Below are 23,771 nucleotides of genomic sequence, written 5' to 3'. Positions count from 1 at the left end.
GCGCCCTTCCTAGTCGCCCCGGCGCTGCACGAGGCGCCAGTTGATGATCGAGAAGAGGACGACGACGAGGAAGATGCCCCACGCCACCGCGGCGCCGTACCCGAAGTCGTTGTTGTCGAAGGTCTGCTGGAAGAAGTAGAGGACCATCGTCTGGCCCGAGTGGCCCGGACCGCCCGCGAACGTCGAGTCGTTGGACGAGGTCTGGAGCAGGACCTGTGGTTCGGAGAAGCTCTGCAGGCCCGTGACCGTCGAGACGACGAGCACGAAGAGCAGGGTGGGCCGCAGCAGGGGCAGCGTGATCCGGAAGAAGGTCTGGACGGGCCCTGCTCCGTCCATGCGCGCCGCCTCGTAGAGGTCGCTCGGGATGGTCTGGAGTCCGGCGAGGAAGATGATGGCGTTGTAGCCGGTCCACTGCCAGGTCATCAGCGCCGCGATGGTGACCTTGATGCCCCAGGGCGTGTTCAGCCACGCGATCTGGTCGATCCCCACCGCGTTCAGGACGGCGTTCACCATGCCGGCGTTGGTGGAGAAGATCGAGCCGAAGACGATCGCGATGGCGACGACCGAGGTGACGTTCGGCAGGAAGTACGCGACGCGGTACAGGCCCTTGAACCGGACCGCCGAGTTGAGCATCACGGCCGTGATCATCGCCAGGAAGATCATGGGGAAGGTGGCCAGCGCCCAGATGATGATCGTGTTGCCGATCGAGTTCCAGAAGTCGCTGTCGCTCAGCAGGTACTGGTACTGCGAGAGCCCGGCCCACTCCATCGAGCCGAGTCCGTCCCAGCGGTGGAAGGACAGGTAGAGCGAGAAGCCGACCGGGAACAGGCCGAAGCCGAGGAAGATCAGGTAGAAGGGGGAGATCGCGGCGTAGAGGTGCCAGTACTTGCGCCAGCCCTTCTTCGGCTGCGTCGGGGAGGGCTGTGCCACGGCGGGCGGGGTCTGCTCGATGACGGCCATCAGTAGCTCACCCCCAGGTGCTGCGCGATGCGACGGCACTTGCTCATGGCGTCACTCCAGGCCTTCTTGGGGTCCTTGCCGAGGACGCCGACGTTCTTGATCTCGTCCTTGAGGGGCTGCCCGAGCGCGATGTCGTACGGGCTGTTGTAGGCGACCACGATCTTCTGCGCGGCGGGTCCGAAGACGTCCGTCGTGACCTGGCCGCCGAAGAAGTCGTCCGGCTCCTGCATCTGCTTCAGGCCGTAGGAGGCGGGGGTCGAGGGGAACAGGCCCGCGTCGACGTACCCCTGCGCCTGGTTGGAGGCGTTGAGGAGCCAGGTGATGATCTCGAAGGCCTGCTCGGGCTCCCGGCACGCCTTGGTGATCGACAGGAACGAGCCGCCGTTGTTGGCGGGCCGCACGGGCATCTGCGCCACCCGCCACTTGCCCTTGGTCTTCGGCACGCCGTTCTTGATGTCGAAGCTGGCCCAGGAGGCGTTCAGCTGGCTCGGCAGCTTGCCGTCCTGGACGGCCGACTGCTGGTCCGGGGTGCCGCTGACCAGGTCCGAGACGATCCCGCGCCGCTTGGCCTCCACGGCGAGCGCCCAGGCCCGGCGCACATGGTCCTGGTCGCCGATGAAGTGGCGGTCCTTGTCGACGTAGCGCTGCGCGCCCTGCTGCACGACGTTCTCGAAGACCGAGTTGACATCCGTGAGCAGCTTGGCCCCCGGCACGCGCTTGCCCAGCTGCACGCCCGCGTCGAAGAACCTCTCCCAGGTGTTCAGCTCCTTCGACACGTCATCCGGCTCGTACGGCAGCCCGGCCTTGCGGAAGATCTCGAACTGGTAGTAGTGCGCGACCGGCCCGCAGTCGATCGGGAAGCCGACCATCGAGCCGTCGTCGGCGATGCCCTGGTCCCACTTCCAGGACAGGTACTGGCTCTTGTACTTCTCCGCGCCCAGCGTCCGCAGATCGATGAACTGGTCCGCGTTCGGCAGGTAGGCGGCCATGTCCTCGCCCTTGAGCCCCGCGATGTCGGGGATGTGGGCCCGGCCGGTGATGGTGGTGATGAGCTTCGAGCGGTACTGGCCGCCGATCTGGATGGCATCAAGGTCCACGGAGCTGTCGTAACGCGCTTTGGCGTTCTTCACGACGGTGTCGCTCAGACCGCCGCTCCAGTACCACAGGACCATGTTCCGGCCGGTCGAGCCGGTCGGTACGGCGCAGCCGGACGCCAGGCCGCCGAGCGCCGTGGCGGCCGTACCGGCCAGGCCCGCGCGCAGCAGGCCTCTTCGTGAGAGCCGCACAGCTCCCACCGCCTTTCGGATCTGTTCGGGACTTCGCATGAGCAGGGGCATGTGGGGGACAGGTGAGGAAGGCAGGTGGGGGGAGTCAGTGCTGCCGTGCGGGTGGGGTGACGGGGGCGTACGCGAGCGGGGGACCGGGATCCGCCGGGAGCCGGTCCGTGAGGAAGCCGTACGTCCGTTTCAGGTCGGGGTCGGTCAGGGAGCGCCACCAGCGGTCGACGCCGTACCAGCCGGGCGCGGCCAGGGCGCCGCCGTGCCGCCCGACCGACAGCCCGGCGGCCAGGACGGCGAACCTGAGCCGTTCCTCCAGGGACCAGCCGCCCAGCGAGGCCGCGACGAAGCTCGCCCCGAACACGTCGCCCGCACCCGTCGCGTCGAGGACGTCGACGTCCAGGGCGCGCACCTCCGCGTACTCGCCGGTCACCTGGTCCACGGCGACCGCCCCGTCACCGCCGCGCGTCACCACGGCCACCGGCACCAGCTCGCTGAGCGTCCACAGGGCCGCGACCGCGCTGTCGGTGCGGGTGTACGCCATCGCCTCGGTCTCGTTCGGGAGGAAGGCATGGCACAGGCGGAGCTGGTCGAGCAGGTCGGTGGACCACTGCTGAGTGGGGTCCCAGCCGACGTCGGCGTAGATCCGCGTGCCGTTCGCGGCGGCCTTGGCCAGCCACTCGCGCGGTTCGGCCTCGATGTGCACGAGGGCGGTGCGCGCCTCGGGCGGGTCGCCCATCAGCGCGTCCTGCGAGTACGGGGGCTCCTGGCCGTGGGTGACGAGGGCCCGGTCGTGGCCGTAGGCGAGCGAGACGGTGACCGGGGTGGGCCAGCCGTCCGCCGTGCGGGAGAGCGAGAGGTCGATGTCCTCCTGGTCGCACAGGACGTCCCGGCAGTACTCGCCGTACAGGTCGTCGCCGAACACCGTGGCCAGCGAGGTGCGCAGGCCGAAGCGCGCGGCGGCCACCGCCAGGTTGGCGATGCCGCCGGGGCCGCAGCCCATGCCGCCCGTCCAGATCTCCTCGCCCGGCGTCGGCGGCTTCCCGAGCCCCGTCAGGACGAGGTCGTAGAAGAGCAGCCCGGTCAGCAGCACATCGGGCCGGTCGTCGTCCACGGTTACGTCCTCTCGTTCGGGACCCGCTCAGCAGAGCTCGTCAAAACTCTTCAATTCGGTGACCGGAATCGTGCGCCGCTCGGAGAGATTGGTCAATACCCGAGCAGAAATGAGCATGGCGATGATTGAAGATGACGAGTAGTGTTCACGGCGTGCTAGCGGAACGACGACACCAACTCATCCTGCGGGCCCTGCGTGCCGGTGGCCCCGCGGCCGTGACCGATCTCTCCGAGCAGCTGGGTGTGAGCCCCGCCACGATCAGGCGTGACCTGGTCAAACTGGAGGAGGACGGCCTGCTCACGCGGGTGCACGGCGGCGCGGTCGTGGAGGAGGGCGACCAGCCCTTCGCCGAGGTCGCCGAGATGCGCGTGGCCGAGAAGGACGCCATAGCCGCGCACGCCGCCGCGATGATCGAAGATGGTCAGTCGGTGCTGCTCGACATCGGGACCACCGCCTTCCGGCTCGCCCGCCAGCTGCACGGCCGCCGGCTCACCGTGATCACCAGCAACCTGGTGGTCTACGAGGAGCTCGCCGACGACGAGGGCATCGAGCTGGTGCTGCTCGGCGGCATGCTCCGCCGCGAGTACCGCTCCCTGGTCGGCTTCCTCACCGAGGACAACCTGCGCCAGCTGCACGCCGACTGGCTGTTCCTCGGCACCAGCGGGGTACGGCCGGGCGGGCAGGTCATGGACACCACGGTCGTCGAGGTGCCGGTCAAGCGGGCCATGATCAAGGCCGGTGAGAAGGTCGTCCTGCTCGCCGACGCGGCGAAGTTCCCCGGGCACGGGATGGCGAAGGTGTGCGGTCCCGAGGAACTGGACGTGGTGGTGACGAACGCGCCGGTCGACACGGCGACGCAGGCCTCTTTGCAGGAGGCGGGCGTCGAGGTCGTCGTGGCGGGAAAGGTGCAAGCGTGAAACTGACGATTCTGGGCGGCGGAGGATTCCGCGTGCCGCTCGTGTACGGGGCGCTCCTGACGGACCGCGCCGAGGGCCGGGTCACCCATGTCGTGCTGCACGACCTGGATGCGCAGAGGCTCTCCGCGGTGACCCGCGTCCTCGCCGAGCAGGCGGCCGGAGTGCCAGACGCACCCGAGGTGACCGCCACCACCGACCTCGACGAGGCCCTGCGCGGCGCCGACTTCGTCTTCTCGGCGATCCGCGTCGGCGGCCTGGAGGGCAGGGCGAACGACGAGCGGGTCGCGCTCGCCGAGGGCGTCCTCGGCCAGGAGACGGTCGGCGCGGGCGGCATCGCCTACGGCCTGCGGACCGTCCCGGTCGCCGTCGACATCGCGCAGCGGGTGGCCCGCCTCGCGCCGGACGCCTGGGTCATCAACTTCACCAACCCCGCCGGACTGGTCACCGAGGCCATGTCCCGCCACCTCGGCGACCGCGTCATCGGCATCTGCGACTCGCCGGTCGGCCTCGGCCGCCGTATCGCCCGCGTGCTCGGCGTGAAGAACCCCGGCGAGGCGTGGATCGACTACGTCGGCCTCAACCACCTCGGCTGGGTCCGCGGCCTGCGCGTCGCCGGCCGCGACGAACTCCCGCGCCTGCTCGCCGACCCCGACCTGCTCGGCTCCTTCGAGGAGGGCAAGCTCTTCGGCGTCGACTGGCTGCGCTCGCTCGGCGCGATCCCGAACGAGTACCTGCACTACTACTACTTCAACCGGGAAGCCGTACACGCCTACCAGCAGGCGGAGAAGACCCGCGGCGCGTTCCTGCGCGACCAGCAGGCCGGTTTCTACGAGCAGATGCGCGACCCGGAGGCCGCCGCCCTCGACGTCTGGGACCGCACCCGCGCCGAGCGCGAGGCCACCTACATGTCGGAGAACCGGGAGACGGCCGGCGCCGGCGAGCGCGACGCCGACGATCTCTCCGGTGGGTACGAGAAGGTGGCGCTCGCCCTGATGCGGGCCATCGCCCGCGACGAGCGCACGACCCTGATCCTCAACGTCCGCAACCAGGGCACCCTGTCCGTCCTCGACACGGACGCCGTCATCGAGGTGCCCTGCCTGGTCGACGCCAACGGCGCCCACCCGGTCGCGGTCGCCCCGCTGCCCGACCATGCCACCGGGCTCGTCTGCGCGGTCAAGGCCGTCGAGCGCGAGGTGCTCGCCACCGCCGAGTCCGGCTCCCGTACGACGGCGGTGAAGGCCTTCGCGCTGCACCCGCTCGTCGACTCCGTGAACGTCGCCCGTCGCCTCGTCGACGGCTACACCTCCGTCCACCCCGGTCTCGCGTACCTTAAGTAAGCCCCCTGACGGAAAGCGCTTTCCCGCCAGCTCTCTCTGGAGACTCTTCATGCACGACGAACGCCGCCGGATCGAAGAGCGCGTCGAGCGCCTCCACGACCAGCGCATCAAGCCCGCGACGTACGCTGCCACCGTCCCCTTCGAGGTCGAGGCCTGGCAGGCACCGGGGGAGCCCGTCTCCTTCGAGGAGGCCGCGGCCGCCCGGTACGAACCCTTCGCGATGGACACCCCGTGGGGCCCGCCCTGGGGCACGACCTGGTTCCGTATGCGCGGCCGGGTGCCCGCCGAGTGGGCCGGACGACGGGTCGAGGCGGTCATCGACCTCGGCTTCGTCGGCGACTGGCCCGGCAACCAGGCCGAGGCCCTGGTCCACCTGGCCGACGGCCGGCCCCTGAAGGCGGTCAACCCGCTCAACCAGTACGTGCCGATCGGCAACCCGGTCTCGGGCGGCGAGGAGATCGACTACCTGGTCGAGGCCGCCTCCAACCCGGACATCCTGGCCAACAACTTCGTGGCCCCCACCCCGCTCGGTGACATCCGCACGGCGGGCGACAAGCCCCTCTACACCTTCCAGCGCGCCGACATCGCCGTCCTGGACGAGGAGGTCTGGCACCTCGACCTCGACCTCCAGGTGCTGCGCGAGCTCATGGTCCACCTCGGCGAGCACGAGCCGCGCCGGCACGAGATCATGCACACCCTGGACCGGGCCATGGATGCCCTGGACCTGGACGACATCTCCGGCAGCGCCGCGGCCGTCCGCGAGGTGCTCGCCCCCGTCCTGGCCCGCCCCGCCCACGCCAGCGCGCACACCATCTCCGGCGTCGGCCACGCGCACATCGACTCGGCGTGGCTGTGGCCCATCCGCGAGACCAAGCGCAAGACGTCCCGCACCTTCTCCAACGTGACGTCTCTGGCCGACGAGTACGACGACTTCATCTTCGCCTGCTCCCAGGCCCAGCAGTACGAGTGGGTGCGCGACAACTACCCGCACGTCTGGGCCCGCATCCAGGAGTCCGTGAAGAAGGGCCAGTGGGCGCCGGTCGGCGGCATGTGGGTGGAGGCCGACGGCAACCTGCCCGGCGGCGAGGCCATCGCCCGCCAGCTCATCCACGGCAAGCGGTTCTTCATCGAGCACTTCGGCGTCGAGACCAAGGGCGTCTGGCTGCCGGACTCCTTCGGCTACACCGCCGCCTACCCGCAGCTCGCCAAGCTCGCCGGCAACGACTGGTTCCTCACCCAGAAGATCTCCTGGAACCAGACCAACAAGTTCCCCCACCACACCTTCTGGTGGGAGGGCATCGACGGCACCCGCATCTTCACCCACTTCCCGCCGGTCGACACCTACAACGCCCGCTTCAGCGGCGAGGAGATGGACCGCGCCGTCCGCAACTACTCGGAGAAGGGCGGCGGTTCACGCTCCCTCGCGCCCTTCGGCTGGGGCGACGGCGGCGGCGGCCCCACCCGCGAGATCATGGAGCGGGCGCGTCGGCTGGCCGACCTGGAGGGCTCGCCCAAGGTCGTCGTCGAGCACCCGGACGACTTCTTCGCCAAGGCCCGCGAGGAGTACCCCGACGCCCCCGTCTGGGTCGGCGAGCTGTACCTGGAGCTGCACCGGGCGACGTACACCTCCCAGGCCCGCACCAAGCAGGGCAACCGCCGCAGCGAACACCGGCTCCGCGAGGCCGAGTTGTGGGCGACGACGGCGGCGCTGCACGCGCCGGGCTACGCCTACCCGTACGAGAAGCTCGACCGCCTCTGGAAGACGGTCCTCCTCCACCAGTTCCACGACATCCTGCCGGGCTCGTCCATCGCCTGGGTGCACCGCGAGGCCGAGGCCGAATACGCCCGGGTGGCCGAGGAGTTGGAGGCGCTGACGGCGGAGGCGGTGGCCGCGCTGGGCGGTGGCGACGCGCGGGTGTTCAACACGAGCCCGTTCGAGCGTGCCGACGTGGTCCGTACGGCCGACGGCGCACCGGCGTATGTGCAGGTGCCCGCGAGCGGCAGCGCGCCCCTCGGCGCCGCCGAACCCGCGCACCCGGTCTCGGCTTCCGGCCGTGTCCTCGACAACGGCCTGATCCGGGTCGAGGTCGCGGAGGACGGCACGCTGGCCTCCGTACGGGATCTCCGTGCAGGCCGTGAGGTCCTGGCGGAGAAGGGCAACCTGCTCCGCCTCCACACCGACCTGCCCAACTACTGGGACGCCTGGGACATCGACAAGCACTACAAGAACCGCTTCACCGATCTGCTGGACCCCGAGTCCGTCAAGGTCGTCGAGGAGAGCCCGCTCATCGGCGCGATCCGCGTCGAGCGGTCCTTCGGCAAGGGCTCGAAGATCACCCAGACGATCACGCTCCGCGCCGACAGCCCTCGGATCGACTTCGAGACCGAGATCGACTGGCACGAGGCCGAGAAGATCCTCAAGGCCGGCTTCCCGGTGGACATCCGCGCCCCGCACTCCTCCGCCGAGATCCAGTTCGGCCACATCCAGCGCCCCACCCACACCAACACCAGCTGGGAGGCGGCCCGCTTCGAGGTCTCCGGCCACCGCTGGGTGCACATCGCCGAGCCCGGCTACGGCGTCGCGGTCATCAACGACTCGACGTACGGCCACGACGTCTCCCGCACGGTCCGTGACGACGGCGGTACGACGACCAGGGTCAGCCTCAGCCTGGTGCGCGCCCCGCGCGTCCCGGACCCCGAGGCCGACCAGGGCAAGCACCGCTTCACGTACTCCCTGCTGCCCGGCGCGAGCATCGAGGACGCGGTCGCCGAGGGCTACGCGCTCAACCTCCCCCTGCGGGTGGCGGACGCGGCGGGCGCGCCCGAGCCGGTCGTCGCCGGGGACGGGGACGGGGTGACCGTCGAGGCGGTCAAGCTGGCCGACGACCGCTCCGGCGACGTCGTCGTACGCCTCTACGAGTCCCGTGGCGGCCGGGCCACCGGCGTCGTCCGCACCGGCTTCCCGCTCGCGGGCGCCCAGGTGACCGACCTGCTGGAGCGGCCGCTGGAGGAGGACGCGGAGATCACCGCCGACGGCGGGGTCGCGGTCGCCCTGCGCCCGTTCCAGGTCCTCACGCTCCGCCTGAAGCGCGCCGAGGGGAACTGAACCGTGCCGATGCAACCCTGGTTCACCGACGCCAAGTTGGGGATCTTCATCCACTGGGGCATCTACGCCGTGGACGGCGTCCAGGAGTCCTGGTCGTTCTACGACGACATCGTCCCGTACGACCAGTACATGTCCCAGTTCGACCGCTTCACCGCCTCCCGCTACGACCCGCGCGACTGGGCGAAGCTCTTCGCGCGGGCCGGCGCCAAGTACGCCGTCCTCACCAGCCGCCACCACGACGGCGTCGCCCTCTGGGACACCGCCCACGGCGACCTGAACGTGGGCCGCGACCTGATCGCCGGCTACGCGGACGGCCTGCGCGAGCAGGGCCTCAAGGTCGGCCTGTACTACTCCCACTCGGACTGGAGCCACCCCGACTACGCCTCCACGCGCAAGCCCGGCCGTCCGCCGGAGCAGGAGGACAACCGGTACTCCGAAGTCGCCGAGGAGTTCGAGGACCTGGACGCCTGGGAACGCTTCCTCGCCTACCGGGACGGCCAGATCCGCGAACTCACCTCCCGCTACAAGCCGGACCTGCTGTGGTTCGACGGCGAGTGGGACCGTAGCGCGGAGCAATGGCGCATCCCCGAACTCGCCGCGCTGATCCGCTCCGAGGTGCCGGACGTCGTCTTCAACGCCCGCATGCTCAGCGAGGGCGACTACGCGACACCGGAACAGGGCGCCCCGGTCATCCCGCCGGAGGGCCCTTGGGAGCTGTGCCTGACGCTCAACGACTCCTGGGGTCACCAGCACCACGACCACAACCACAAGTCCGTCGACCAGCTGGTCCGCTACTTCACGGAGACGATCGGGGGCGGCGGCAACCTGCTGCTCAGCGTCGGTCCGAGGGAGGACGGCACGGTCCCACGGGAGCATGTCGAGCGGCTGGAGGGGCTCGGCGACTGGATCGCCAAGCACGCGGAGGCGGTCTACGGCACCGAGCGCGGCCTCCCGGCCGGTCACCACTACGGCCCGAGCACCCTCTCCAAGGACCACCGCACCCTGTACCTGATCCTCTTCGACGCCCCGCGCGCCGAGATCAACGTACGCGGGCTGCTCGGTTCGGTACGCCGGGTCACGGTGCTCGGCAGCGGTACGGAACTGGCCCACCGCATCACCGGTGGCCTGCACGAGACGCCGGGTGTCCTGTGGATCGAGCCGCCCGCAGAGGCGGACCTCGACCCGCACGCCACGGTGCTGGCCGTCGAACTGGACGGCGAGCTGGAGCTCTACCGGGGCGCGGGCCGCTTCTGAGCCTTCGGGCTCCGCGGATCAACTCGGACCGGTCGGCCGCCGCCCCCGTGAACAGCGGTCGGCCGGCCCGAATCCCCCGTGCTTCCCCATGGTGGTGCTTCCCCCGTGGTGGTGCGTTTCCCCCGTTGTTCCCCCGTTGCCTTTCACTTCTGTAGAGCGCGAGTTCGGCGCCCTGATACACCCGCGCCGGGAAAAGTTTCCGGGATTGGTCAAACCGAGGATCAGATGACGCCCTCAGGGGCGCGGGGAACTGCGCGAGCAACCACACACAACCCGCACCCGGCAGCCAACCTAAAGCGGCAGTACCTGAGCCGCCCCCACCGCCGGAGGCACGGGCATCGCAGGCAACAACCGCTCCGTCTCCTCCGCCCGCTGCTGGGGAATGGACACGGGCCTGACCTGCCGCGGCCCGGACACCACCGTGTAGTCCTGGCCGAGGAACGGCGGCACAACCTCCCCCGGATCCTCCCCGAGCGCCAGCTGCACAGCCAGCCACGGCACATTGACCCCGCACAGCGACAGCTGATGCAACCCACCCGCGGGCCGCGTGTTGACATCCATCAGCACCGGCGTCTCCCCGAACATCCGGAACTGGATGTTGGACAGGTAGTGCAGCCCGAACCCCTCCGCGATCCGCCGCGCCGGCTCCAGCCACTGCTCCTGCAACGTGAACCCACGACGCCGACCGTTCTTGCTGCGGCCGATCGCCAGCCGCACCCGGTTGTCCGGACCGGTGAGGCAGTCCACCGACACCTCCGGCTGCTCAAGCCGCGGCATGACCAGCCAGTCCACCGGCTCGTCGGCCCGCCGTAGCGCGTCCACCACCAGATCCAGCTGCACGTACGGGGTCGGGAACCCGTTGAGGTGCATGAGCGAGAAGGGGGAGCGCGTGATGACTCGGAAGCCCACCCCGCCCGCACCGGACGCCGGCTTGAAGCAGGCCTTGTACCCGCCGGCCTCCAACTCCTCGACGGCGGCCACGAGTTCGTCGGCGGTGCGCACCCGCCACCACGGCGGCACCGGCACCCCGATCGCCTGTACGGCCTCGTACGCGATCACCTTGTCGTGGAAGACCGCCACGGCCTCCGGCGGCGGCGCCAGCAGTGCCGTACCGACCGCCGCGAACTCCGCGCGGTGCGCGACGATCGCCGACTGGTGCATCCGGGGCACGAAGACATCGATGCCGCGACGCCGGCACTGGGCGAGCGCGTACTCGACATACCCGGCCGGGGACAGGCCCTCCGGCTCAAGATCGGCGGTGTCGGCGGCGGCCAGCACCGGCGAATCGGCGTCGCCGTGCGTCGCATGGATCTCGACCGCCCGATCACTGGGATTTCTCCGCAGCTGATCCATGAAGAACACGTTCTCCGCGTACGTGCGGTTGAGCCAGACGCGTACGCGAGAGACCATGCAGGGCCGTCCTTTCGGGGTTCGCGGGCAGGGCGAAGCAAGCCCGTGCCCGGGCAGGGTGTTTGGAGGGACACCAAATCGCCCCGTGCGAAGGGACGTTCAGAGCGGTGGTGTTGGGGCGATCATACGGCTTTCAAAGGGTGCCGCGTGCAACGTACGTGTTACGGATTTCCGATCATGCCGACGTGATCCCGCCTTGTCCTCGCGCGGCGCCATGTGGTCTCGTGGAGTCATTCGGATCATCGGAAGGGGCGAGGGGTGACGTCGACGGCCGGCGGTGCCGGACAGTTGCTGGCCATCAGTGACCTGCACATCGGCTACGAGGAGAACCGCGCCCTCGTCGACAAGATGCGCCCCGAATCGGACAACGACTGGCTGCTCGTCGCCGGTGACGTGGCCGAGACCGTCGCCGACATCCGCTGGACCCTGGAGACCCTCGCCGGCCGCTTCCGCAAGGTCGTCTGGGCACCCGGCAACCACGAACTGTGGACCCACCCGAAGGACTCCGTCACCCTGCGCGGCGTAGCCCGCTACGAGTACCTGGTCGAGATGTGCCGGGAACTCGGCGTGACCACCCCCGAGGACCCCTACCCGGTCTGGGAGGGCCCCGGCGGGCCGGTGGCCGTGGCGCCGCTGTTCCTGCTGTACGACTACTCCTTCCTGCCCTCCGGCTGCACCACCAAGGAGGAGGGGCTGAGGTACGCGCACGGGACCGGGATCGTCTGCAACGACGAGTTCCTGCTGCACCCCGACCCGTACCCGTCCCGCGAGGCCTGGTGCGAGGCCCGGGTCACCGAGACCGAGCGCCGGCTCGCCGCACTGCCCGCGGACCTGCCCACCGTGCTCGTCAACCACTACCCACTGGACCGGCACCCCACGGACGTCCTGTGGTACCCCGAGTTCGCCATGTGGTGCGGCACCGAGCGGACCGCGGACTGGCACCGCAGGTTCCGCGTGGAGACCATGGTCTACGGCCACCTCCACATCCCGCGCACCACCTGGCACGAGGGCGTCCGCTTCGAGGAGGTGTCGGTGGGGTACCCCCGGGAGTGGCGAAAGCGACCGGATCCGCCGGGCCGGCTGCGCCGGATTCTGCCCAGGGAGGACGGGACCCGTTGATCGAGGAACTGCTGCCGGACTCGGTCGTCACCGTCGAGGCGTACGGCGACGAGGAGCTCCCGAACACGGCCCTCTACCCCGAGGAGGAGGCGGTCGTGGCCAAGGCGGTCGCCAAGCGCCGCCGGGAGTTCGCCGTCGTACGCTCCTGCGCCCGCCACGCCATGGAGAAGCTCGGCGTGCCGCCGCAGCCGATCCTGCCCGGCGAACGCGGCGCCCCGAGCTGGCCGGCCGGTCTGGTCGGCAGCATGACCCACTGCGACGGCTACCACGCCGCCGCCCTGGTCCGCGCCGCCGACCTGGCCTCCCTCGGCATCGACGCCGAGCCCCACCAGACGCTCCCGGAGGGCGTCCTGCCGGCCGTCGCCCTGCCCGCCGAGGAGGAGCGGCTGCGCCGGCTGGCCGGCGACCACCCCGCCGTCCACTGGGACCGGCTCCTGTTCAGCGCGAAGGAGTCCGTCTACAAGGCGTGGTTCCCCCTCACCGGAAAGTGGCTGGACTTCACCGAGGCCGACATCGACCTCTTCGCCGACCCCGGTGAGCAGTACGGCGGCGGCTTCCGGGCGCGGCTCCTCGTACCGGGCCCGACGGTGGGCGACCGCCGGGTGGACGTCTTCGAGGGCCGGTGGACGGTCCGGCGGGGGCTGGTGGCGACAGCGGTGAGCGTGCCGCACACCTGAGCCCCCTGGCATCCGGCGGACTCCGCTACGGCTCCGCCGGGCACCAGCTCTGCAGCAGCCGGAAGAACTCCTCCTCGTTGCCGCTCAGTCCCGCGTCCGCCAGGGCCTGTTCCGCCTCGGCGAGGACGGAGGGCGGGACCACGGGTGGTCGGCGGGAGCCCGGGGGAGCGTCGAACGCGGCTCGTACGGTGTGCAACAGCCGCAGATAGGCCTGGACGGCGGTGCGCTCGCGGTCGGTCAGTACGGCGGTGGGCATCGGTCGGCTCTCCCCAAGTCGGCGTCGTCGCGTCACGCCCTGCATATGAGGGCGTACCACCAGCTTGCCGCCCACCACTGACAATCGGGCCCGGCCACACCTCCGTTCGCCCGCTTAGCGGAGGCGAAACCTCCCCGAAATCCCTTGTGGGAAAGCCGTCCTACGCTGGGGGAAGGGCTTTCGGCCGCGCTCTCGTGGCAGGGGACGAGGTCAGGAAGTGGCCAGGCACGGGCACTGGAACGGCGACAGGAACTGGGGCGAGAAGCGTGGTCGACATCCCGGGACCGCGCCAGGCGCGCGCCGTACGGCTGCGCCCGGTGGGCGACGGAGAACTCGAGTTGCAGTACCGCGTCGTGCACGGCTACCGGCGCGCGTTCCGGATGGCCGGCGAGGGTCCGGCGCTGGTGCTGATCCACGGCATAGGTGACTCCTCCGACACCTGGGCCGAGCTGATCCCCGACCTCGCCCGCACGCACACCGTCATCGCCCCCGACCTGCTCGGCCACGGCGCCTCCGACAAGCCGCGCGCCGACTACTCGGTGGCCGCCTACGCGAACGGCGTGCGCGATCTGCTGACCACCCTCGGCATCGAGTCGGCGACGCTGGTCGGGCACTCGCTGGGCGGGGGAGTGGCGATGCAGTTCGCCTACCAGTTCCCCGAGCGTACGGAGCGGCTCATCCTGGTCAGCGCGGGCGGGGTGGGCCGCGAGGTCAACCCGGTGCTGCGGCTGGTCTCGCTGCCGGGCGCGCATCTGATGCTGTCGACGCTGCGGCTGCCGGGGATGCGGCTCCAAGTGGGGCTGGCGGTACGGCTGATGAGGCTCCTGGACACCGATCTCGGTCAGGACGCGCCGGAACTGCTCACTCTGGTGGACGCGCTGCCCGACGAGACCTCGCGCAACGCCTTCATCCGTACCCTGCGGGCGGTCGTCGACTGGCGTGGCCAGGTGGTCACCATGCTGGACCGCTGCTATCTGACCGAGGGCATGCCGACCATGCTGCTGTGGGGCGACCGGGACAGCGTGGTGCCGGTGCGGCACGCGTACGGGGCGCATGAGGCGATGCCGGGCAGCAGGCTGGAGATCTTCGAGGGAGCGGGGCACTTCCCCTTCCATACCGACCCGGCCCGGTTCGTGGCGCTGGTCGAGGAGTTCACGGCCACCACCGCCCGCGCGGACTGGAGCCGCGAGTCCTGGCGTGAGCTGCTGCGGACGGGGCGGCCCGGCACGGCCGCGGGGCAGCCGGACACGGCCCGTTCGCGCGCGAGGGAACGCGACCTGCGGGAGGCGAGCGAACGCAGCGCGACGTGAGCCGAGGCGTGCCGGGTCAGCCCTGTGGCCCGAGGTAACCGAGCGACGCCTCGATCCGGCCCGCCAAGTGGTCCCGCTGGCCCCGTGCCGACGAAACCGCCAGCCAGGTGCGGCACTTGCTGGCCAGCAGGAGTCCGAAGGTCTCGGCCTCCTTCTCCTCGGCCTGGTCGAAGTGGCTGCGGGCGGCGACCTTCAGGACCGTCGAGCGCAGATCGGCCTCGTCGTCCAGGAGACGAGCCGCCACCGTGGCGCCGTCGACGCTGTGGCTGCAGTGGCCGGCCTTCATGTGCCACAGCTCATGGCCGAGGATCACCAACTGGTGGTCGGGCGCGGTGCGCTCCTCGATCACGACGAGATCCTGGTCGGGCATGTCCAGCCACAGCCCGCTCGCGGTGCCGGGCGGGAAGGCGGACGTACGGAAGAGGACGGGACGGCCGCGGCGTCTGCTCATCGCGTCGCACAGGGCGCCGTACAACTTCTCGGGCGCCGCGGGCGCGGGAAGCGTCAGCTCCGCGACCAACTCGCCGCACAGGCGGCGCATTTCCCTACCGATGCCCACAAGTCTCCCGTTCTCCCACATCACGACTCGGGCCGCTTGACGCTCTCCAAGAGCATGTCCAGCCACTCGGCGACCTTGTCACGGTGCTGGTCGGTGGGCAGTTGGGCGGCCCGCCAGGCGATTCCGCGTACGCCGTGGTCCTGGAGGAGCTTCTCCAGCGGATCCTCGGTGGCCTGCGCCGTCTCGCGCTCGGCGAGCTTCTGCAGCAGATCCTGCTCGGGGCGCTGGAGGGCGCCCGCCAGTGCCTCGGGGTCCTCGGCCGTGAGGAAGCCGGCGTGCACGCGGAAGAAGCGCTGGATGGCGTCGCAGTGCTCCATGGTGGGGCGCCGGTCGCCGTTGATGAGGGCGCCCGCCTGCTGGCGCGACATGCCCGCGCCGTCGGCGATCTCCTGCTGGGTGTACTTGCGGCCGTTCGGCTTGAGGCGGGTACGGCGCAGGAGGTCCAGGCGCTGGAGGAAGCGGGCCTGTACGTCGGGCTCACCCGCCAGGCGGCCGCTCAGCAGGGCCTTGACCACGGGCTCCGGGACGCCTGAGGCCACGGACAGGCGACGGGTGTCGAAGACCTCCGCGTGCGGCACGCCGAGCCGGTCGGCGAGCGCGGTGATACGAGCGACGACGGCCGGCAGCGCAGCCGTCGACGTGGCGCCCGGACCCTCGATGCCATCCGTCACCGACAGATCTCCTACGTCTCTCACAGGCTTCTCACAAGCGGTTGCCGTGAACTGGACGGAGATTACCCGCTGGTTCGAACTCACATCCAGGTCTCGCCACAACTGTGGCCAATTTCAGCCGTCAACAAGCGTGGAATGCCACGATAGTTGACACGGCTCCGACCAGGGCAGCAGGATCAAGGCGCCGCGTGAAGGCCGCATAGGCAAGAGGGGTGACCTCCCGATGGCATATCAGGCAGGTGGGCAGTGGTTCGAGCCGCGGCCCGTCCCCGAGAGCTGCGAGGCCCAGGCCTATCTGCGGGACTACGCCGCTCTGGTGGAGGCCGTACCCTTCCCGTCCGTCATCCTCGACCACCGCTGGGACGTCGTTCTGGCGAACACCGCTTTCGCGTCACTTTTCCGCGGTGTGGGCCCGCACCCGACGGCCATGCCCGGCGACAACTTCCTCAGGTTCGTCCTCTTTCACCCGGACGCGAACACCGTCCTCGGTGAGCATGAGTCCAGGTGGTGCCTGCCGATGCTGGCCCACTTCACCGCCGCCCTGGAACGCGACGGCCACGACCACGGGCTGCAGGCCATCCGCCGGGAGATCGCCCAGGACCCGATCATGGAGGCCGCCTACCGGCAGGGCCTGCCGCACTGGATCCGCGCGGTCGGCGAGCGGGCCGTCGCACAGGACGGTGCCGTACGACCGCTGCTGCACCCCGACCCGCGCTGGGGTGCGACCGAGTGCCGGGTCGTCGACGAGACGCCCAGGACCCTTCAGGAGTTGGGCTACACCCGGCTGACCCTGGTGCTGCGCGAGGCGCGCCGCGACCGGCCCAGGGGGCGTGGGGTACGCCGCACCGCGAGTCACTTGAGCATCGTGCGCAACTCCGAGGACTGAACGGGGCACCGTCGGCGTTCAGGTCGCCGACGGCGCCCCGTCAGCAAGGACGGCCTCTGGCCCGTGACGGGGTCGAGTTCCCTCGTGCCCTGCCTCAGCGTCATTCCTGGTGTCGGTGTCATTCCCAGCATCAGCGACATGTGACATAGTACTGGCGTGAGCAAGCGACTGACCTGCGATGTCGTGGTCGTCGGCGCCGGAATGGTGGGCGCGGCCTGTGCCCTGTACGCGGGCCGGGCGGGCCTCGACGTGATCCTCGTCGACCGTGGCACGGTGGCCGGCGGCACGACCGGGGCCGGGGAGGGCAATCTCCTCGTCTCCGACAAGGAACCGGGCCCCGAGCTGGACCTCGCGCTGCTGTCCGGTCGGCTGTGGGACGAACTGGCGCGGGAGTTCGGTGCGGCCGTCGAGCACGAGGCCAAAGGGGGAGTGGTCGTGGCCTCGTCGCCCGGCGGACTCGCGGCGCTGGAGCGGTTCGCCGCAGGGCAGCGTGCCGCCGGGGTCGTCGCCGAACCGGTGCCGGGTGACCGGCTCCACGACCTGGAACCCCATCTGGCCCCCGGCCTGCCCGGCGCCGTCCACTACCCCCAGGACGCCCAGGTCATGCCCGCCCTGGCAGCCGCCCACCTGCTGCGCGCCTCCACCGCCCGCCTGCTGACCGGCCACACCGTGACCGACGTCCTGCGCTCGCCGGACGGCGCCGTGCGCGGGGTCCGCACGGACAAGGGGGACATCCACGCCCCGGCCGTCATCAACGCGGCCGGCACCTGGGGCGGCGAGCTCGCCGCACTCGCGGGCGTCCACCTGCCCGTCCTTCCCCGGCGCGGCTTCGTCCTCGTCACCGAACCCCTCCCGCGCCGCGTCCGCCACAAGGTGTACGCCGCCGACTACGTGGCCGACGTGGCCAGCGACTCGGCCGCGCTGCAGACCTCACCGGTCGTGGAGGGCACGGCCGCGGGGCCGATCCTCATCGGGGCGAGCCGGGAACGGGTCGGCTTCGACCGGACGTTCTCGCTGCCGGTCGTGCGGGCGCTGGCCGCGGGGGCGACCCGGCTGTTCCCGTTCCTGGAGCGGGTGCGCGCGATGCGCTCCTACCTCGGCTTCCGCCCGTATCTGCCCGACCACCTGCCCGCCGTCGGACCGGATCCCCGTGTCCCCGGGCTGTACCACGCCTGCGGTCACGAGGGCGCGGGCATCGGACTCGCCACCGGAACCGGCCACTTGATCGCCCAAGCGCTGACCGCGAAGACCCCCGACCTGGACCTGACACCGCTGCGCCCCGACCGTTTCGCCGAGGAGGCCGCGTGAGAACCCCGCTGGAGCTTGCCGACGCCCACCCCGGCCCGGCGTTCACGGTCACCCTGGACGGCCGTGAGATCGAGGCACTGCCCGGCCAGACGGTCGCCGCGGCGCTGTGGGCCGCCGGTGTCACGTCGTGGCGCAGCACTCGGGGCCAGGGCCGGCCGCGCGGGGTCTTCTGCGGCATCGGCGTGTGCTTCGACTGCCTCGTGACCGTCAACGACCGCCCGAACCAGCGGGCCTGCCTGGTGCCATTGCACCCGGGTGACGCCATCCGCACCCAGGAAGGGACGGGCCACGATGACTGACCCGAACCGCGGAGGGGCGGACCCGCACCTCGCCGTGATCGGCGCGGGTCCGGCGGGGCTGGCCGCGACCGTGGCCGCCGCGGCACAGGGCATCCGGGTCACGCTGGTCGACTCGGCGGCGGAGGCGGGCGGGCAGTTCTACCGTCGGCCCGCGGCCGGGCTGGGCGCGCGCCGACCGCAGGCCCTGCACCACCAGTGGCGCACATGGGAGCGGCTGAGGGACGGGCTCGACCGGTACGTCCGAGCAGGCACCGTACGGCACTTGACGGAGCATCATGTCTGGCTCGTCGAGCACCGTGCCGACCCTGACCAGGGCTTCACCGTGCACGCCCTCCTCGGCCCCGAACAGGAGGAGCCGGCCGAAGTACCCGCCGACGCCGTGCTCCTGGCCACCGGCGGCTACGAGAAGGTGCTGCCCTTTCCCGGCTGGACCCTCCCCGGTGTCGTCACCCCGGGCGGCGCCCAGGCCATGCTCAAGGGCTCCCTCGCCGTCTCGGGACGCACCGCCGTGGTCGCCGGGACCGGCCCGCTGCTGCTCCCCGTGGCGACCGGACTCGCCGCGGCCGGGGTCGAGGTGGCCGCGCTCGTCGACTCCGCCGACCCCAAGGCCTTCCTACGACAGTCCCGCGCGCTGGCGGCACAGCCCGGCAAGGTCGTCGAGGGGGCCGGATTCGCCGCCCAACTGCTGCGCCACCGGGTGCGAATCCTCGCCCGGCACACGATCGTCGAGGCGCATGGCACCGAGCGGCTGGAGGCCGTGACCGTCGCCCACCTCGACGGCGACGGGCGGGTCAGGCCCGGCAGTGAGCGCCGTATCCCCTGCGACACCCTCGCCGTCGGCCACGGCATGCTCCCGCACACCGACCTCGCCGAGACACTGGGCTGCCGGCTCGACGGGCTCGGCGTGCACGTCGACGCCGAGCAGCGCACCGACGTACCCGGCGTCTGGGCCGCCGGGGAGACCACGGGCATCGGCGGCAACGCCCTCTCCCTCGCCGAGGGCCATATCGCCGGACGCTCGGCCGCGGCGCGCCTGTGCGGTATCGCACCCGACCCGGGCGCATGGGCGGCGGCCGCCAAGGTCCGTACCCGACTGCGCGCGTTCTTCGCCGCGCTCGACTCCGTGTACGTCCCGCCCGCTCACTGGACCGAGCAGGTCACCGACGACACCGTCGTGTGCCGCTGCGAGGAGGTCACCGGCGGGGCGGTCCGTGAGGCCGTGGCAGAGCTCGGGGCCGGTGACCCGCGCACCGTGAAGCTGCTGACGCGGGCTGGGATGGGCTGGTGCCAGGGGCGGATGTGCGGGCCCGCGGTCGCGGGGCTCGCCGGGTGCGAACTCACCCCGTCCCGGCGGCCGTTCGCCCGTCCGGTGCCGCTCGGGGTTCTGGCCCGGGCCGGAGAGACCGACCATCAGTAAAATGTCACACGCTATTGAGAGGGAAATTCATGACCCATGGCTCCACCACCCTCGATTCCGGCAGCCGCCCCTGGCGCGGCGTCCTCGTCGCCACCGCGCTCCCGCTGAACGACGACCTCTCCGTCGACCACGGCAGGTTCGCCGAGCACTGCGCCTGGCTGGTCGAGAACGGCTGCGACGGCGTCGTCCCGAACGGCTCGCTCGGCGAGTACCAGGTCCTCACCCCCGAGGAGCGGGCCAAGGTCGTCGAGACGGCCGTAACCGCCATCGGCGGCGCGCGCGTGATGCCCGGCGTCGCCGCCTACGGATCCGCCGAGTCCCGCCGCTGGGCCGAGCAGGCGCGCGACGCGGGCTGCGGGGCCGTGATGCTGCTGCCGCCCAACGCCTATCGCGCCGACGAGCGTTCCGTCCTCGCCCACTACGCCGAGGTCGCCGAGGCGGGCGTGCCGATCGTGGCGTACAACAACCCCATCGACACCAAGGTCGACCTCGTGCCCGAACTGCTCGCCAAGCTGCACGGCGAGGGGTGCATCCAGGGGGTCAAGGAGTTCTCCGGCGACGTCCGCCGCGCCTACCAACTCGCCGAACTCGCACCGGAACTCGACCTGCTGATCGGCGCCGACGACGTGCTGCTGGAGCTCGCCATCGCGGGTGCGAAGGGCTGGGTGGCCGGCTACCCGAACGCGCTGCCGAAGTCCTCCGTCGAGCTGTACCGCGCCGCAGTCGACGGCGACCTCGGCACGGCCAAGAAGCTGTACGAGCAACTGCACCCGTTGCTGCGCTGGGACTCCAAGGTGGAGTTCGTGCAGGCCATCAAGTTGTCCATGGACCTCGTCGGTCGGCACGGCGGCCCGGTCCGCCCGCCGCGGGTCCCGCTGCTGCCCGAGCAGGAGGCGGCCGTCCGCGCCGCCACCGAGAAGGCCGTCGCCGCAGGGCTCGCGTAACCGCACCCGCGCTCTCGCAACTCGCGTCATCGCAACTCGCGTCACCGCAAAGGAGGCTGGACCGTGCGCAGCAAACTCGTCCTGCACGCCGTCGACTCGCACACCGAGGGCATGCCCACCCGCGTGATCACCGGCGGCATCGGCACGATCCCCGGCGCGACCATGAACGAGCGGCGCCTGTACTTCCGTGAGCACCGCGACGACATCAAGCAGCTCCTGATGAACGAACCGCGCGGCCACTCGGCGATGAGCGGCGCCGTCCTGCAGCCGCCCAGCCGCCCCGACTGCGACTGGGGCGTGATCTACATCGAGGTCTCCGGCTATCTGCCGATGTGCGGGCACGGCACGATCGGTGTGGCGACGGTGCTCGTCGAGACCGGCATGGTCGAGGTCGTCGAGCCGGTCACCACGATCCGGCTCGACACCCCGGCGGGCCTGGTCGTCGCCGAGGTGGCCGTGGAGGACGGCGCCGCGAAGGCGGTCACCCTTCAGAACGTGCCCTCCTTCTCCGTCGCCCTCGACCGCAAGATCGCACTGGCCGACGGGCGCACGGTGACATACGACATGGCGTACGGCGGCAACTTCTACGCCATCCTGCCGCTGGAGGAGTTCGGGCTGCCCTTCGACCGGTCGCGCAAGGACGACATCCTTCAGGCCGGGCTCTCCCTCATGGCGGCGATCAACGCCGAGGAGGAGCCCGTCCACCCCGAGGACCCGTCCATCCGCGGCTGCCACCACGTCCACCTGATCGCCCCCGGCGCCACCGCCCGGCACTCCCGGCACGCCATGGCGATCCACCCCGGGTGGTTCGACCGCTCACCCTGCGGTACGGGCACCAGCGCGCGGATGGCGCAGCTGCACGCCCGGGGCGAACTGCCGCTGCACACCGAGTTCGTGAACGAGTCGTTCATCGGGACCCGCTTCACCGGACGCCTCCTCGGCACCACGGAGGTCGCGGGGCGCCCCGCCGTCCTGCCGAGCTTCACCGGCCGTGCGTGGATCACGGGCACGGCGCAGTACCTGCTCGATCCGTCGGACCCGTTCCCTGCCGGGTTCGTGCTCTGAGCATCGAGGGTTCTGCGGGTCGAGGATCCCGAGCGGCGGGAATAATGAGGCCGCGTACCGCGTGACATTGCACAGCTAGGAGACCCAGGACCCATGGCCGCCCAGCGCACAAGCGCCCCGTCCGCCGCAGCCGGCCCGGCGCTGCCCACCCTGGGCGGCAAGAAGAGCAGCTACCGGGAGCGGGTCGCCGACGCCCTGCGCGCCGCGCTGATCGCCGGGGAACTGCTCCCGGGCGAGGTGTACTCGGCGCCGACGCTGGCCACCCGCTTCGGCGTCTCGGCGACGCCGGTGCGCGAGGCCATGCTGGACCTGGTCAAGGAGGGCCTGGTCGACACGGTTCCCAACAAGGGCTTCCGGGTCACCGCGGTCTCCGAGAAGCAGCTCGACGAGTACAAGCACATCCGGGCGCTCATCGAGATCCCCACGGTGGTGGAGCTGGCCCGGACCGCCGACAAGGTCTCCCTGGAGGCGCTGCGTCCCGCCGCCAGGGAGATCGTGCAGGCCGCCGTCTCCGGTGACCTCATCGCCTACGTCGAGGCCGACAACCGCTTCCACCTCGGCCTGCTCGCCCTCGCCGGCAACGCCCACCTCGTCGAGGTCGTCGGCGACCTGCGCAAGCGCTCCCGCCTCTACGGCCTCACCGCGCTCGTCGAGGCGGGCCGCCTGCTGGCCTCCGCCGAGGAGCACCTCGAACTCCTCGACGCGCTGATCGCCCGCGACGAGGAGGCCGTACACGAGGTCATGACCCGTCACCTCGGGCACGTTCGCGGACTCTGGGCGGCGAAGAAGTAGGCGGCTGCGCAAGGCAAGGTGGCATCGCAACGCAAGCCGCTTGCGCTTCTTGCGTTATTCTTGCGCTCATGACGCGACGACTTGCTGAAGTGGCGAAGAAGGTCGGGGTCAGCGAGGCCACGGTCAGCCGGGTGCTCAACGACAAACCCGGCGTCTCCGAGGCCACCCGGCAGGCGGTGCTGTCCGCCCTGGACGTCCTCGGCTACGAGCGGCCCACCCAACTGCGCGGCGAACGCGCCCGGCTGGTCGGCCTCGTGCTGCCGGAGCTGCAGAACCCGATCTTCCCGGCGTTCGCCGAGGTGATCGGCGGAGCGCTCGCCCAGCTCGGCCTGACCCCGGTGCTGTGCACGCAGACCAAGGGCGGTGTCTCCGAGGCCGACTACGTCGCGCTGCTGCTGCAACAGCAGGTCTCCGGCGTCGTGTTCGCGGGCGGGCTGTACGCCCAGGCCGACGCGCCGCACGACCACTACCAGGAGCTCGCCGACCGCAACATCCCGGTCGTGCTGGTCAACGCGGCCATCGAGCACCTGGGCTTCCCGGGCGTGTCCTGCGACGACGCCGTGGCCGTGGAGCAGGCCTGGCGCCATCTCGCCTCGCTGGGCCACGAGCGCATCGGGCTCGTGCTCGGGCCGGCCGACCACGTGCCGTCGGCACGCAAGCTTGCCGCCGCGCGGGGTATCGCCGGGGATCTGCCCGAGGGGCACGTCGCGCGGGCCATCTTCTCCATCGAGGGCGGTCATGCGGCGGCCTCCCGGCTGATCGACCGGGGGGTGACCGGCATCATCTGCGCCAGTGACCCGCTCGCGCTCGGGGCGATCAGGGCCGCCCGCCGCAAGGGACTTGACGTGCCGTCGGAGATCTCCGTGGTCGGGTACGACGACTCGGCGTTCATGAACTGCACGGAACCGCCCCTGACCACCGTCCGTCAGCCCATCGAGGCCATGGGCAGGGCGGCCGTGGAGCTGCTGAACGCGCAGATCGCGGGCACGGCCGTACCCGTCGAGGAGTTGCTCTTCGAGCCGGAGCTGGTGGTGCGCGGATCCACGGCGCAGGCGCCTCGTTCCTGAGATCCCTTCCTCTGTTCAAAAATTGC

General features: G+C 70.9%; 22 protein-coding genes. 15 read left to right on the top strand and 7 right to left on the bottom strand.

Annotated features, from left to right (window positions below; all coding sequences use genetic code 11):
• Positions 1–9 precede the first annotated feature (9 nt).
• The 3 genes from ACIA8X_RS08560 to ACIA8X_RS08550 form a co-directional block, all read right to left on the bottom strand.
• Positions 10–960, bottom strand: coding sequence for a carbohydrate ABC transporter permease (locus tag ACIA8X_RS08560; RefSeq protein ID WP_393444654.1), 951 nt, complete (start codon positions 958–960; stop codon positions 10–12).
• Positions 960–2,246, bottom strand: coding sequence for an extracellular solute-binding protein (locus tag ACIA8X_RS08555; protein ID WP_393444651.1), 1,287 nt, complete (start codon positions 2,244–2,246; stop codon positions 960–962). Before ACIA8X_RS08555 ends, ACIA8X_RS08560 begins: the two co-directional genes overlap by 1 nt.
• 85 nt (positions 2,247–2,331) lie before the next feature.
• Positions 2,332–3,351 carry a carbohydrate kinase family protein gene (locus tag ACIA8X_RS08550; RefSeq protein WP_393444649.1) on the bottom strand — a complete coding sequence of 340 codons (1,020 nt, stop codon included), beginning with the start codon at positions 3,349–3,351 and terminating at the stop codon, positions 2,332–2,334.
• Positions 3,352–3,503: 152 nt separating this feature from the next.
• Here ACIA8X_RS08550 and ACIA8X_RS08545 point away from each other — a divergent pair, with 152 nt between their 5' ends.
• Genes ACIA8X_RS08545 through ACIA8X_RS08530 form a run of 4 tightly spaced genes read left to right on the top strand, consistent with a single transcriptional unit; the run spans position 3,504 to position 9,965 of the window.
• Positions 3,504–4,268: a DeoR/GlpR family DNA-binding transcription regulator gene (locus ACIA8X_RS08545; RefSeq protein WP_399458051.1), complete on the top strand. Its 765-nt coding sequence runs from the start codon at positions 3,504–3,506 to the stop codon at positions 4,266–4,268.
• Positions 4,265–5,605: a 6-phospho-beta-glucosidase gene (locus ACIA8X_RS08540; RefSeq protein WP_399458050.1), complete on the top strand. Its 1,341-nt coding sequence runs from the start codon at positions 4,265–4,267 to the stop codon at positions 5,603–5,605. The genes ACIA8X_RS08545 and ACIA8X_RS08540 overlap by 4 nt, the downstream gene beginning before the upstream one ends.
• Before the next feature lie 49 nt (positions 5,606–5,654).
• Complete coding sequence (locus tag ACIA8X_RS08535; protein WP_399458049.1) at positions 5,655–8,711, top strand: alpha-mannosidase; 3,057 nt, start codon at positions 5,655–5,657, stop codon at positions 8,709–8,711.
• A gap of 3 nt (positions 8,712–8,714) precedes the next feature.
• On the top strand, positions 8,715–9,965 hold the full coding sequence (locus tag ACIA8X_RS08530) for an alpha-L-fucosidase (RefSeq protein ID WP_399458048.1): 1,251 nt from the start codon (positions 8,715–8,717) through the stop codon (positions 9,963–9,965).
• A gap of 291 nt (positions 9,966–10,256) precedes the next feature.
• Here the strand turns inward: ACIA8X_RS08530 and ACIA8X_RS08525 are convergent, their stop codons facing one another.
• Positions 10,257–11,375: an ATP-grasp domain-containing protein gene (locus ACIA8X_RS08525; protein WP_393444638.1), complete on the bottom strand. Its 1,119-nt coding sequence runs from the start codon at positions 11,373–11,375 to the stop codon at positions 10,257–10,259.
• Positions 11,376–11,633: 258 nt separating this feature from the next.
• On the opposite strand from ACIA8X_RS08525, the gene ACIA8X_RS08520 reads away from it, so the two are divergent.
• Together ACIA8X_RS08520 and ACIA8X_RS08515 are read left to right on the top strand one after the other, a co-directional pair.
• Positions 11,634–12,494 (top strand): metallophosphoesterase family protein, encoded by an 861-nt coding sequence (locus ACIA8X_RS08520; RefSeq protein ID WP_393444635.1) that lies wholly within the window; start codon positions 11,634–11,636, stop codon positions 12,492–12,494.
• Positions 12,491–13,171 carry a 4'-phosphopantetheinyl transferase gene (locus tag ACIA8X_RS08515; RefSeq protein WP_399458047.1) on the top strand — a complete coding sequence of 227 codons (681 nt, stop codon included), beginning with the start codon at positions 12,491–12,493 and terminating at the stop codon, positions 13,169–13,171. Before ACIA8X_RS08520 ends, ACIA8X_RS08515 begins: the two co-directional genes overlap by 4 nt.
• Before the next feature lie 25 nt (positions 13,172–13,196).
• Here ACIA8X_RS08515 and ACIA8X_RS08510 read toward each other — a convergent pair whose 3' ends face one another.
• Entirely contained in the window at positions 13,197–13,427 is a 231-nt protein-coding gene (locus ACIA8X_RS08510) for a hypothetical protein (RefSeq protein WP_393444631.1), read from the bottom strand.
• Positions 13,428–13,693: 266 nt separating this feature from the next.
• Here ACIA8X_RS08510 and ACIA8X_RS08505 point away from each other — a divergent pair, with 266 nt between their 5' ends.
• Positions 13,694–14,737 (top strand): alpha/beta fold hydrolase, encoded by a 1,044-nt coding sequence (locus tag ACIA8X_RS08505; protein ID WP_399458046.1) that lies wholly within the window; start codon positions 13,694–13,696, stop codon positions 14,735–14,737.
• A 16-nt stretch (positions 14,738–14,753) separates the two neighbouring features.
• On the opposite strand, the gene ACIA8X_RS08500 is transcribed toward ACIA8X_RS08505, so the two are convergent.
• Together ACIA8X_RS08500 and ACIA8X_RS08495 are read right to left on the bottom strand one after the other, a co-directional pair.
• A complete protein-coding gene (locus ACIA8X_RS08500; RefSeq protein ID WP_393445474.1) occupies positions 14,754–15,278 on the bottom strand; it encodes a toxin-antitoxin system, toxin component in 525 nt (174 codons plus the stop codon).
• 38 nt (positions 15,279–15,316) lie between these two features.
• Positions 15,317–15,967: a helix-turn-helix domain-containing protein gene (locus ACIA8X_RS08495; protein ID WP_393444628.1), complete on the bottom strand. Its 651-nt coding sequence runs from the start codon at positions 15,965–15,967 to the stop codon at positions 15,317–15,319.
• A gap of 223 nt (positions 15,968–16,190) precedes the next feature.
• Between ACIA8X_RS08495 and ACIA8X_RS08490 the strand changes: the two genes are divergently transcribed.
• The 8 genes from ACIA8X_RS08490 to ACIA8X_RS08455 all read left to right on the top strand — a co-directional run bounded on the left by ACIA8X_RS08490 (position 16,191) and on the right by ACIA8X_RS08455 (position 23,745).
• The gene (locus ACIA8X_RS08490; RefSeq protein WP_399458045.1) at positions 16,191–16,853 is read left to right on the top strand and encodes a hypothetical protein; all 663 of its coding nucleotides are present in this window, start codon (positions 16,191–16,193) and stop codon (positions 16,851–16,853) included.
• A 156-nt stretch (positions 16,854–17,009) separates the two neighbouring features.
• Positions 17,010–18,161 carry an NAD(P)/FAD-dependent oxidoreductase gene (locus ACIA8X_RS08485; RefSeq protein ID WP_393444624.1) on the top strand — a complete coding sequence of 384 codons (1,152 nt, stop codon included), beginning with the start codon at positions 17,010–17,012 and terminating at the stop codon, positions 18,159–18,161.
• Complete coding sequence (locus tag ACIA8X_RS08480) at positions 18,158–18,460, top strand: (2Fe-2S)-binding protein (RefSeq protein ID WP_393444621.1); 303 nt, start codon at positions 18,158–18,160, stop codon at positions 18,458–18,460. Before ACIA8X_RS08485 ends, ACIA8X_RS08480 begins: the two co-directional genes overlap by 4 nt.
• Positions 18,453–19,877 (top strand): NAD(P)/FAD-dependent oxidoreductase, encoded by a 1,425-nt coding sequence (locus tag ACIA8X_RS08475; protein ID WP_399458044.1) that lies wholly within the window; start codon positions 18,453–18,455, stop codon positions 19,875–19,877. Before ACIA8X_RS08480 ends, ACIA8X_RS08475 begins: the two co-directional genes overlap by 8 nt.
• 29 nt (positions 19,878–19,906) lie before the next feature.
• Positions 19,907–20,821, top strand: a complete 915-nt coding sequence (locus ACIA8X_RS08470) for a dihydrodipicolinate synthase family protein (protein ID WP_399458043.1) — start codon at positions 19,907–19,909, stop codon at positions 20,819–20,821.
• 63 nt (positions 20,822–20,884) lie between these two features.
• Positions 20,885–21,886: a proline racemase family protein gene (locus ACIA8X_RS08465; protein ID WP_393444615.1), complete on the top strand. Its 1,002-nt coding sequence runs from the start codon at positions 20,885–20,887 to the stop codon at positions 21,884–21,886.
• Positions 21,887–21,979: 93 nt separating this feature from the next.
• Positions 21,980–22,678: a GntR family transcriptional regulator gene (locus ACIA8X_RS08460; RefSeq protein WP_393444613.1), complete on the top strand. Its 699-nt coding sequence runs from the start codon at positions 21,980–21,982 to the stop codon at positions 22,676–22,678.
• Between the two features lie 68 nt (positions 22,679–22,746).
• Positions 22,747–23,745 (top strand): LacI family DNA-binding transcriptional regulator, encoded by a 999-nt coding sequence (locus ACIA8X_RS08455; RefSeq protein WP_399458042.1) that lies wholly within the window; start codon positions 22,747–22,749, stop codon positions 23,743–23,745.
• Positions 23,746–23,771: the final 26 nt, after the last annotated feature.

The sequence above is a fragment of the Streptomyces sp. NPDC051738 genome (assembly GCF_044453205.1).
In the GTDB taxonomy this organism is placed as follows: domain Bacteria; phylum Actinomycetota; class Actinomycetes; order Streptomycetales; family Streptomycetaceae; genus Streptomyces.
Note: the sequence above shows the minus strand (reverse complement) of the source record. Positions and strands in the feature narration are given on the sequence as shown.

Bases quoted from the DNA above. Each gene is read 5' to 3' on its own strand.
- ACIA8X_RS08455 (WP_399458042.1), top strand. From the start codon at position 22,747: ATGACGCGACGACTTGCTGAAGTGGCGAAGAAGGTCGGGGTCAGCGAG.
- ACIA8X_RS08490 (WP_399458045.1), top strand. From the start codon at position 16,191: ATGGCATATCAGGCAGGTGGGCAGTGGTTCGAGCCGCGGCCCGTCCCC.
- ACIA8X_RS08500 (WP_393445474.1), bottom strand. From the start codon at position 15,278: ATGCGCCGCCTGTGCGGCGAGTTGGTCGCGGAGCTGACGCTTCCCGCG.
- ACIA8X_RS08460 (WP_393444613.1), top strand. From the start codon at position 21,980: ATGGCCGCCCAGCGCACAAGCGCCCCGTCCGCCGCAGCCGGCCCGGCG.
- ACIA8X_RS08560 (WP_393444654.1), bottom strand. From the start codon at position 960: ATGGCCGTCATCGAGCAGACCCCGCCCGCCGTGGCACAGCCCTCCCCG.
- ACIA8X_RS08475 (WP_399458044.1), top strand. From the start codon at position 18,453: ATGACTGACCCGAACCGCGGAGGGGCGGACCCGCACCTCGCCGTGATC.
- ACIA8X_RS08535 (WP_399458049.1), top strand. From the start codon at position 5,655: ATGCACGACGAACGCCGCCGGATCGAAGAGCGCGTCGAGCGCCTCCAC.
- ACIA8X_RS08510 (WP_393444631.1), bottom strand. From the start codon at position 13,427: ATGCCCACCGCCGTACTGACCGACCGCGAGCGCACCGCCGTCCAGGCC.
- ACIA8X_RS08525 (WP_393444638.1), bottom strand. From the start codon at position 11,375: ATGGTCTCTCGCGTACGCGTCTGGCTCAACCGCACGTACGCGGAGAAC.
- ACIA8X_RS08470 (WP_399458043.1), top strand. From the start codon at position 19,907: ATGACCCATGGCTCCACCACCCTCGATTCCGGCAGCCGCCCCTGGCGC.